The sequence below is a fragment of the Nonomuraea terrae genome (assembly GCF_004348995.1).
GTDB classification, from domain to species: Bacteria; Actinomycetota; Actinomycetes; order Streptosporangiales; family Streptosporangiaceae; genus Nonomuraea; species Nonomuraea terrae.
In genome coordinates this window covers 1-9,683 of sequence record NZ_SMKQ01000278.1, presented here as the reverse complement: position 1 = coordinate 9,683, position 9,683 = coordinate 1, and the positions used below count along the sequence as shown (strand labels likewise).

Below are 9,683 nucleotides of genomic sequence, written 5' to 3'. Positions count from 1 at the left end.
GGCCTGCCCGCCTGCTTGGCCGCCCCACCGGACCTGACGGCCTACGACGGCTCCGAGAACCGGCTGCTTGCTGCTGGTTCGGGACCGACAGCATCGAGTAGCGCCGGATGGGTGGACCGACCGGGCCGTGCGGACCCGCCTGATCCCTCCAAGACGGGTCCGCCTGACCCGCGTTGCCTCCACGCCGCGACCGGGGAGGGGGCTCGCCGGTGAGCCTTGCGCCCCGCGGATACGGGGTTCGTCTCGCCCGGTGTGTGGCTGCCGCGACGAGGCCCGCCTGACGGGGGCTCGGCATGTCCGGACGTGCGCACCCCTGTGGAGGTCGGCCGTGTGCGGGTGTGACGTCAGACCGCGGTGGGCGGTCGTGCCGGTGCGGCGTCCCACCCGGGTGGGACGCCGTGTGTGCGTGGATCTTCGATTGGTTGCCTACAGGAGTCGCTCGTGAAACTCGCCCTCATCGCACGCGCCTGCGTGCTCCTCGCCGTTGCCGTCGTTGTGCCGGCCGGTGTCGCGGTGGCGCCGGCGTCGGCGCATCCGTTCGGCCCGCCGTCCATGGTCACGATCGTGGCGGAAGGCTCGCAGGTGAGCCTGTCGTGGAAGGCCGCCGAGGACGACTGGGTGGCTCTGGGCCGCTCGCTCGGCGCGTTCGGAGATCCGTCCAAGGGCATCGACACCACGCTGACGGGGGAGCAGCAGCTGGCCCGCTCCGCCGCCGTACGGGACTATCTGCTGTCCCGGGTGGAGGTGAGCCAGGACGGGCGGCCCTGTGAGGGCGAGCTGGAACCGCTGGAGCGGCTGCTCACCGACGGCGCACGGTTCGGATTCGCGTGCGCGGAGCCGGTCGTCGAGGTGGACGTCCGGATCGCGGCGCTGACCGACCTGAACGAGGCGTACCGCACCGTGCTCAGCGCCGAGACGCCCGCCGACCCGGCGCAGACCATGCTCACGGCCGAGGCTGACACCCGGCACCTGAGGTTCGAGCCGTCGGCGGTGGGTGGGGTGTCGCTCGCCGTGCCCGTCGTGGTGCTGGTGGCCGCGGTCACGGCGCTGGTGGCGTTCCTCGTCCGCGGGCGGCGGCGGCGCGTGGGCGTGGCCGCGTGAACGGCACCACGGGGCCGGAGAACTACCTGATCGCGCTGTTCGACGGGGCGGGGGCGTTCTGGCTGATGCTGGCCGTGGCGCTGGGCGTGGGGGCGCTGCACGCGGTCGCGCCGGGACACGGCAAGAGCGTGACGGCGGCGTACCTGATCGGCACGCACGGCCGGTACCGGGACGCGCTCCGCCTGGGCGTGGTCGTCGCGCTCATGCACACGGTGTCGGTGCTCGCGCTCGCGCTCGTGTGGGTGGGGTTGAGCAGCGCCGCCGTCGGGACCAAGGCCGTCACGGCGTGGCTGCAGGTGATAGCGGGCGCGGTGGTGATCGGGGTCGGCGTGCATCTGACGTACCGCCACCTCCGCTCACGAAGGACGGCGCCCGCGAACGCGCCCGCGAACGCGAACGCGGGCGCACACGGGCATGGGCACGGTCACGGGCATGGGCATGGTCACGGTCACGGGCACGGTCACGGGCACGGTCACGGGGACGGGAATGGGGAGGAGCTGATGGATCCGTGGTCGCGCCGAGGGCTCACCGCCCTCGCGCTCTCCGGGGGTCTGGTCCCCTCGCCGTCGGCGTTCATCGTGCTGGTGAGCGGGCTGCTCACCGGGCGGGCGTTGGACGCGGTGGTGCTGGTGGGCGCGTTCGGGGTGGGCATGGCCGCCACACTGACCGCCGTCGGGATGGTGACGGTCCGCGGGGCCGCACTCATGGGGCGGCTCGGCCGGCGGCAAGCGCCCGGCCTGCGCTCCCTGCGCGCCGCCGCGTCCTGGACGCCCGCGCTGGCAGGCGTCGCCGTGGCCACCGGCGGCGGCCTGTACGTGGCGACCGCCGTGACGGCCCTGCTGCCCTGAGGTCCGGAATCGGCCGGGACCGCTGCCGGAATGGACCGGTGTCCGGTGCGGCCGGGCGGGAGGATGACCGGCATCGGTCCGTGGAGGCGGCAGGTGATTCGGGCGGGTGTGGGCGACACGGGGGGAATTGGGTGGAGGTGATGGGAATTGGGGGAGGATCGCAGGGTGAGCGAACTGTGTTATTTGCCCGCTACCGAACTGGCTCGTCTCATCAGGACGCGGCAGGTGAGTGCCGTCGAGGTGCTCCAGGCGCACCTCGACCGCATCGAGCAGGTCAATCCCCGTGTGAACGCCGTCGTCACCCTGGTCGCCGAACAAGCCCTCGACGCGGCCAAGGCGGCCGACGCCGCGGAGCCGGCCGGGCCGCTGCACGGCGTGCCCGTCGCGCACAAGGATCTCGTCGACACGGCCGGCATCCGCACGACGTACGGCTCCCCGCTCTTCGCCGACCACGTGCCCGACAAGGACCACCTGGTCGTACGGCGGCTGCGCGCGGCCGGGGCGATCACGGTGGGCAAGACCAACACCCCGGAGTTCGGCACCGGCTCCCACACGGTCAACGAGGTGTTCGGCGCCACCAGGAACCCGTACGACCCGACCAAGTCGGCCGGCGGCAGCAGCGGGGGAGCGGCGGTCGCGCTGGCCACCGGCATGATCCCGCTGGCCGACGGCAGCGACATGGGCGGTTCCCTGCGCAACCCCGCCTCGTTCTGCAACGTCGTCGGCCTGCGCCCCACGCCCGGCCGCGTCCCGGGCATCTCGGAGACGGCCGCCTGGTACACCCTGTCGGTCCCTGGGCCGATGGCCAGGACGGTCGAGGACGTCACGCTGATGCTCGGCGCGATCGCCGGGTTCGACCGGCGCTCGCCGTACTCGATCAAGGAGATGTTCGCGCCCGAGCCCGAGGAGGGGGTGGCGGGGCTGCGGGTGGCGTGGAGCCCCGACCTGGGCGGGCTGCCCGTGGACCCGCGCACGGCGGCGGTCACCGCGACCGCGCCGGCCGTGTTCGAACGCCTCGGCGCCCACGTGGAGCAGACCGATCCCGACCTGACCGGCGCGGAGGAGGCGTTCCGTACCTACCGGGCCTGGTACTACCTGCTCGCCCACGGCGACAAGACCCGGCTGGGCCCCAACACCGCCTGGAACGTCGAGCAGGGCCGCCAGGTCACCGGCGCCGACCTGGTGGCCGCCGAGGTGGCGCGCAGCCGCCTCTACCAGCGCATGGCCGCGTTCTGGGACACCTACGACGTGCTGATCGCGCCGGTCAGCCAGGTGCCGCCGTTCCCGGTGGAGCAGCCGCACGTCAGCGAGATCAACGGCCGGCGGCTGCCCGACTACCTCGCCTGGATGCGCTCGGCGTACTGGATCAGCGTGCTGCACGCGCCGGCCGCGTCCGTCCCGGCCGGCTTCACGGAGGACGGCCTGCCGGTGGGCGTGCAGATCATCGGGCCGCCGTTCGAGGACGCCAGGGTGCTGCGGGTGGCGCGGGCGTTCGAGCAGGCCACGGGGCACGGCCTGCGCAGGCCCCCGCTCTAGACGACCGGACCCCCGTACGGCTGCCGCAGGGGCGACTCGCGGTAGCCGTGCATGCCTTCCAGCAGCGTGAAGAACCCCACGGCCAGCAGCGGCCAGGACACCAGCACCCCGGGGGCCGTCAGTTTCAGCGCCCCCGGGACGACCTTGATCCCGGGCACGGCCGCGGCCTGCACCACGACCGATCCGATGGTGAACGTCGACCCGGTCCACAACGTCAGGAAGGAGGCCGCCACCCCACCCGCGCAGAGCCCGAGCAGCACCGCGAGCATCCAGCGCCGCCCGATGAACCAGGCGACGCCGCCGCACAGCAGCCCCAGCCCGCCCGTGATCACCGCGAACCAGCCGTCGGCCGCGATCAGCGCCTGCGTGGTCGGGTCGGCCAGCATCGGGCCCTGCTCGGTGACCTGGTAAGGGGCCCGCGGCGTGAGGCCCGACCAGAGCAGGCCGGCGGCGACCCCGAGAGCGGCGAGAGTGAGGACAGTTACCGCAAATGCGCGTACTTCCCTCGTCACGCCACTCCCCTTCACATGTGCGTCCGAATCAGCTCGATGGTATCCCCCGGCTAGGCTCGCTTCGTGATTGCAGAAGAGGTCTGGAAGATCGAACCCTCCGGCCCCCTCCGGGGGGACGTCGAAGTACGCGGCTCCAAGAACGGCGTCTCCAAGCACATGGTCGCGGCGATGCTGGGCGACGGCGAGAGCAGCATTCACAACGCCCCGGAGGTGGGCGAGGTCGGCATCACGGCGGACATGCTGCGCGCCCTCGGCATCCACGTCGAGATCTCCCGCACGGAGATCAGGATCGAGAAGGGGCCGGCGATCGAGCCCCGGGTGCCCGACGCGTTCACCGGCCTGAACCGCATCCCCATCCTCATGCTCGGCCCGCTGCTGCACCTGGCGGGCGAGGCGTTCGTGCCGCTGGTCGGCGGCGACCCGATCGGGCGGCGGCCGGTGAACTTCCACGTCGAGGCCCTGCGCGCGATGGGCGCCGAGGTCGAGGTCGGCGAGAGCGGCATCTTCGCCAAGGCGGCCCGCCTGCGCGGCACCCGGATCGAGCTGCCCTACCCCAGCGTGGGCGCCACGGAGACGGTGCTGATGTCGGCGGTGCTCGCCGAGGGCAAGACGGTGCTGAAGAACGCCGCCACCGAGCCCGAGGTGGTGGAGCTGGCGCTGTTCCTGCAGCGGATGGGGGCGATGATCGAGCTCTCGCCCGACCGCAGGATCCTCATCGAGGGCGTCGAGCGCCTGCACGGCGCCTCCACCTGGCTGGCCGGCGACCGCATCGAGGCGTTCTCGTACCTGGCGGCCGGTCTGATCACCCAGGGCGAGGTCCGCGTGCACGGCTGCCCGCAGGACCGCCTGGTCACCGCGATCACCACGCTGGCCAGGATGGGCGCCAGGTTCGACATCAACGACGAGTACCTGTGCGCCACCGCGCCCCCGGAGGGCCTGCGCGCGGCGGCGGTGCAGACCGACACCCACCCCGGGTTCATGACCGACTGGCAGACGCCGCTGATGGTGCTGTTCACCCAGAGCCACGGCATGTCGGTGCTGCACGAGACGGTCTTCGAGAACCGCCTGGTGTACGTGCCCGCGCTGCAGCGGATGGGCTGCGAGATCGAGGTGTTCGACCAGTGCCTGGGCGGCCCGGCCTGCCGCTACCACGACACCAACGCCCGCCACTCGGCCGTCGTGCGGGGTGTCTCCAGGCTGAGGGGAGCCGACGTGACGCTGCCCGACATCAGGGCCGGCTTCTCGGCGGTGCTGGCGGCGGCGGTCGCCGACGGGCCGTCCACGCTGCGCGGCGTGCACCACATCGAGCGCGGCTACCACCGGCCGTTCGAGCAGTTCGCCTCGCTGGGGCTGAACATCAGGAGGGACTCGGGTGAGTAAGCAGCAGTAAACAACTGTAAAGACGCTGGAAGCGGGCGTTTGCCAATGATCGGGACGTCGCACATCAAGTGACGTGACCGTACTCAGATCCGTCGGGGGACTCGGGCTGGCGGGGGCGCTCGGCGGGGTGCTGGTGGCCGCACTGGCCGCGCCCGTGGTGAGCGGGGGCGGCATCGCCGCGCGTGACGCGACGAAGACCTTCATCGACCTGCCGCCCGCCCCGCGCGAGGAGCCGCTCGCGCAGGTGACCAGGCTGCTGGACAAGGACGGCCGGCCGTTCGCGCAGTTCTACGAGACCAACCGCAGGATCGTCCCGCTGCGCAAGGTCGCCCCGGTGATGCGCCGGGCCATCGTGGCCATCGAGGACGCCCGCTTCTACGAGCACGGCGGCCTCGACGTCCGCGGCACGCTGCGGGCGCTGCTCACCAACACCCAGGCGGGCAGCATCCGGCAGGGCGGATCGTCCCTGACCCAGCAGCTCGTCAAGAACATCCTGGTGGAGAACGCCCGTACCAACGCCGAGCGCGATCGTGCCCGCGCGCCCAACCTGGCCCGAAAGATCACCGAGCTGCGCCTGGCGCTGGCGCTGGAGAAGAAGTACCGCAAGGCGGAGATCCTCGAGCGCTACCTGAACATCGCCTACTTCGGCGCCGGGGCCCACGGCGTGGAGGCGGCGGCCCGGCGCTTCTTCTCCACCTCGGCCTCGAAGCTGACGCTGGAGCAGGCGGCCACGCTGGCGGGGGCGGTGCGGATGCCGTACTCGACGGACCCCTCGCTGGGGCGGGACCATCGGGCCCGGCTGCGGGAGCGGCGCGATCTCGTGCTCGACCGCATGGCCGGGCTGAACTGGATCAGCAAGCAGGAGGCGGCGCGCGCCAAGGCGGTGCCGCTGGGCATCGACCTCCGCCCCGAGCCGGGCGGCTGCGAGCAGAGCGAGTACCCCTTCTACTGCCTGTACGTCCAGCGCGAGCTGCTGTCGAACCCGGCGTTCGGCAACACCGAGGCCGAGCGGCGCAACAGGCTGGCCAGGGGTGGCCTGACGATCAGGACGAGCCTCGACCCGATCGCGCAGCGCGCCGCCGAGCGGGCCATCAAGCGGCACGTCTCGCCCGAGGACACCGAGGTGGCCGCCGAGGCGATGGTGGAGCCGCGGACCGGGCGGATCCGGGCGATGGCGGCCAGCAAGGGCTTCGGCCGCAACCCCGGCGACCGCAAGAACGGCCCCAAGACCACCTTCAACCTGGTCGCCGACGTGGCCCACGGAGGCGGCCAGGGTTTCCAGGCCGGATCGACGTTCAAGGTGTTCACCCTGGCCACGGCGCTGAAGCAGGGCTGGCGTTTCGGCGACGGCTTCATGACGCCGGGCTCGCTCGTGCCGTCGCAGGGCTACCGCGACTGCGACGGCAAGCCGGTCAACGACCCGAACAGCCGCATCCTGAACGCCAGCGGCGAGGGCGAGGGCGGCCCGCACAGCCTGGAGACCGGCACCTGGAAGTCGGTGAACATCTTCTACATGATGCTGGAGCGCAAGGTCGGGCTCTGCAACGTGGTGCGCACGGCCAAGGCCCTCGGCATCACGCGGGCGGACGGCAAGCCGCTGCGCGAGGTGCCGACGTTCACCCTCGGCATCAACGAGATGGACCCGGTGACGGTGGCGGCGTCGTTCGCGGCGTTCGCGGCGCGCGGGATGTACTGCCGGCCGCTGGCCATCGTGGAGATCGTCGGCAGGGAGGGGCGGCGCACGCACGTGCCGCCCGCGTGCGAGCGGGCCATCGAGCGGCCGGTCGCCGACGCGGTCAACCACGTGCTGGAGGGCGTGTTCGACCAGGGCACCATGAAGGGGCAGGGTCTCGGCCGGCCCGCCGCCGGCAAGACGGGCACCAACAACGGCTACACCTCGGCCTGGTTCGCCGGGTACACGCCGGTGCTGGCCGCGGCGGTGAGCGTGGGCGACATCCGGGGGTCGTACCGGTTCCCGCTGCAGGGCGTGCAGATCGGCGACCGCTTCTACGGGTCGGTGCAGGGGGCGTCGCTGCCGGGGCCGATCTGGGTGGAGTCGATGCGGTCGGCGCTGCGGAACACCGAGTCGCGCGGCTTCCCCGGGCCGGACATGTCACGCTTCGGCGGCGGACACACGCCGGGCCTGGAGGAGGCGCTCGCCCGGGAGGAGGCCCGCGACGGGGAACGCGAGGGCAGGCGGCGCGGCGACCACGGCTTCGGCAGGCGGCACCGCCGGCTCGTCGAGTGGCTGATGGGCGAGGGCCTGCTGCCGCCGTCGTACGGCCGGCCCCGCCGCGAGCGGCACCGGTCGCACGGGTTCTTCGACTGGTAGCTCAGCCCCGCCTGCCGATGGGGGCGGTGATCGCCCGGGTGAGCGTGATGAGGTTGTCGGGCGCGGTCTCGATCTGCAGGCCGCGCCTGCCCGCCGAGAAGTAGATCGTCGCGAAGTCGAGGGCGGAGGAGTCGACCACGGTCGGGAGCTGCTTGCGCTGGCCGAGTGGGCTGATGCCGCCGACGACGTAGCCGGTCACCCGCTCGACCTTCGCGGCCTCGGCCATCGCGGCCCGCTTGCTGCCGAGCGCGCTCGCCAGCGCCTTGAGGTCGAGCTTGCCCGCCACCGGCACGACCGCGACCGCGAGCCCGCTCTCGACCTCCGCCACGAGCGTCTTGAAGATCCGTTCGTACGGGACGCCGAGCGCGTCGGCGGCCTCCTCGCCGTAGGCCTGGGCGGAGGCGTCGTGGTCGTAGGGGTGGAGCGTGAACGCGGCCTTGGCCTTGGTCAGCGCCATGGTGGCCGGAGTGCCGCCCTTGCCTTTCGATGTGCTCACGGCACCCGATTGTAGCGAATCTACAATGTAAAGGCGCGGCCGGGGGTGTACCCGAAGGCCCGCCCGAACACGTCGATGAACGCGCTCGCGGAGGCCCACCCGCACCGGTGCGCGACCGCCGTCACCGGCACGCCGTCGGCCAGCAGGACCAGGGCGCGGTGCAGGCGGAGCTGGGTGCGCCACTGGGGGAAGGTCATCCCCAGCTCGGCCCGGAACAGCCGCGCCAGCGTGCGGTCGGCGGCGCCCGCCTGGACGGCGAGCTGGGCCAGCGTACGGCGGTCGGCCGGGTCGCGGCGGAGCGCGTCGCAGACGGCGGCCAGCCGCGGGTCCCTGGGCGTGGGCAGGTGCAGCGGCTGCTCGGGCGCCCGCCTGACCTGGTCCAGCAGCACGGCCAGCATTCTGGCCCGCTCGCCGTCCTCCAGGGCGCCGGTGTAGGCGACGATCAGCTCGCGGAGGAGGGGGCTGACGGCGAGGACGGCCGGGCGGCGGAGAACGAGCGGGTTGCGGGTCAGGCCGACCAGGCGCAGGTCGGTGTCGCCGTGGGCGAGGTGCTCGTGGACGGTGCCGGCCGGGATCCAGATCGCCCGGTTGGCCGGCGCCACCCAGGTGCCGGCGTCCGTGGTGACGGAGACGACGCCGTGGCAGGCGTACACGATCTGGTGGGTGTCGTGGCGGTGGGCGTCGATGCCGGCGCCGGGCGCGAGGGGCCGCCGCCCGGTGGGCGCTTCCGGCAGGTGGCGGATTTCCGGCATGAGTTGGCACTTTATCGGAAGCGGGCCAGCGCCGGCCCGGTCCATGATCGGGGCGTGAACAGGATCCCCATGCTTGCCGCCGGTCACGCCGCCGTGGACTTCTACCAGGGCGCGGTGCCCGCCCTCGTGCCGTTCCTGGTCGTGGAGCGGGGCTACGGGTACGTCGCCGTCTCCGGCGTCGTGCTGGCCGCGACGCTGCTGTCGTCGATCGTGCAGCCGATCTTCGGCGTGCTGACCGACCGGCGGCGGATGCCGTGGCTGATCCCGGTGAGCATGATCCTGTCCGGCGCCGGGGTGGCCGCCGGGGGAGTGACCGGCTCGTACGCGCTGACCTGCCTGGCCGTGGCCCTGTCGGGGCTGGGCGTGGCGGCCTACCATCCGGAGTCCGCCCGGCTGGCCCGGTTGGCGAGCGAGGGCAGCCACGTGCGGATGAGCTGGTTCTCCCTGGGCGGGACGCTCGGGTTCGCCTCGGCTCCCGTGCTCGTGACGCCGCTGCTCGCGGTCTGGGGGCTGGGCGCCTCGCCGTGGCTGGCGCTGCCGGCCGTGCTGGGCGCGCTGGTGACGCTGCCGGCCGTCAGGGCGCTGTCCGGGGGAGCGGCGGCAGCGCGGGGCGCCGCCGTGCCGGTCTCGGGCCGCGACGACTGGCCGTCGTTCGCCCGGCTGACCCTCGTGATCGTCTTCCGTTCCGTCGTGTACGTCGGCCTCAGCGCCTTCGTGGCTCTGCAC

Annotated in this window: 9 protein-coding genes; 6 read left to right on the top strand and 3 right to left on the bottom strand. The window is 72.8% G+C overall.

What is annotated here, in order from left to right:
• Positions 1–441 precede the first annotated feature (441 nt).
• From E1286_RS43260 to E1286_RS43250, 3 genes are all read left to right on the top strand, one after another.
• A complete protein-coding gene (locus tag E1286_RS43260) occupies positions 442–1,101 on the top strand; it encodes a hypothetical protein (RefSeq protein ID WP_132622595.1) in 660 nt (219 codons plus the stop codon).
• Positions 1,098–1,949 (top strand): nickel/cobalt transporter, encoded by an 852-nt coding sequence (locus E1286_RS43255; RefSeq protein ID WP_223190895.1) that lies wholly within the window; start codon positions 1,098–1,100, stop codon positions 1,947–1,949. Before E1286_RS43260 ends, E1286_RS43255 begins: the two co-directional genes overlap by 4 nt.
• 165 nt (positions 1,950–2,114) lie before the next feature.
• Complete coding sequence (locus tag E1286_RS43250) at positions 2,115–3,485, top strand: amidase (protein ID WP_132622593.1); 1,371 nt, start codon at positions 2,115–2,117, stop codon at positions 3,483–3,485.
• Here the strand turns inward: E1286_RS43250 and E1286_RS43245 are convergent.
• Complete coding sequence (locus E1286_RS43245; protein ID WP_132622591.1) at positions 3,482–3,997, bottom strand: hypothetical protein; 516 nt, start codon at positions 3,995–3,997, stop codon at positions 3,482–3,484. The genes E1286_RS43250 and E1286_RS43245 overlap by 4 nt on opposite strands.
• A gap of 63 nt (positions 3,998–4,060) precedes the next feature.
• Between E1286_RS43245 and murA the strand changes: the two genes are divergently transcribed.
• Together murA and E1286_RS43235 are read left to right on the top strand one after the other, a co-directional pair.
• Positions 4,061–5,377: a UDP-N-acetylglucosamine 1-carboxyvinyltransferase gene (gene murA / locus E1286_RS43240; protein WP_246075658.1), complete on the top strand. Its 1,317-nt coding sequence runs from the start codon at positions 4,061–4,063 to the stop codon at positions 5,375–5,377.
• A gap of 73 nt (positions 5,378–5,450) precedes the next feature.
• On the top strand, positions 5,451–7,709 hold the full coding sequence (locus tag E1286_RS43235; RefSeq protein ID WP_132622589.1) for a transglycosylase domain-containing protein: 2,259 nt from the start codon (positions 5,451–5,453) through the stop codon (positions 7,707–7,709).
• A gap of 1 nt (position 7,710) precedes the next feature.
• Here the strand turns inward: E1286_RS43235 and ybaK are convergent, their stop codons facing one another.
• Positions 7,711–8,166, bottom strand: a complete 456-nt coding sequence (gene ybaK / locus E1286_RS43230; protein ID WP_132622599.1) for a Cys-tRNA(Pro) deacylase — start codon at positions 8,164–8,166, stop codon at positions 7,711–7,713.
• A 59-nt stretch (positions 8,167–8,225) separates the two neighbouring features.
• Positions 8,226–8,957, bottom strand: a complete 732-nt coding sequence (locus tag E1286_RS43225; protein WP_132622587.1) for an AraC family transcriptional regulator — start codon at positions 8,955–8,957, stop codon at positions 8,226–8,228.
• Positions 8,958–9,011: 54 nt separating this feature from the next.
• Here E1286_RS43225 and E1286_RS43220 point away from each other — a divergent pair.
• Positions 9,012–9,683, top strand: a 672-nt coding sequence (locus E1286_RS43220; RefSeq protein ID WP_342776326.1) for an MFS transporter, incomplete at its 3' end; no start/stop codon positions are given.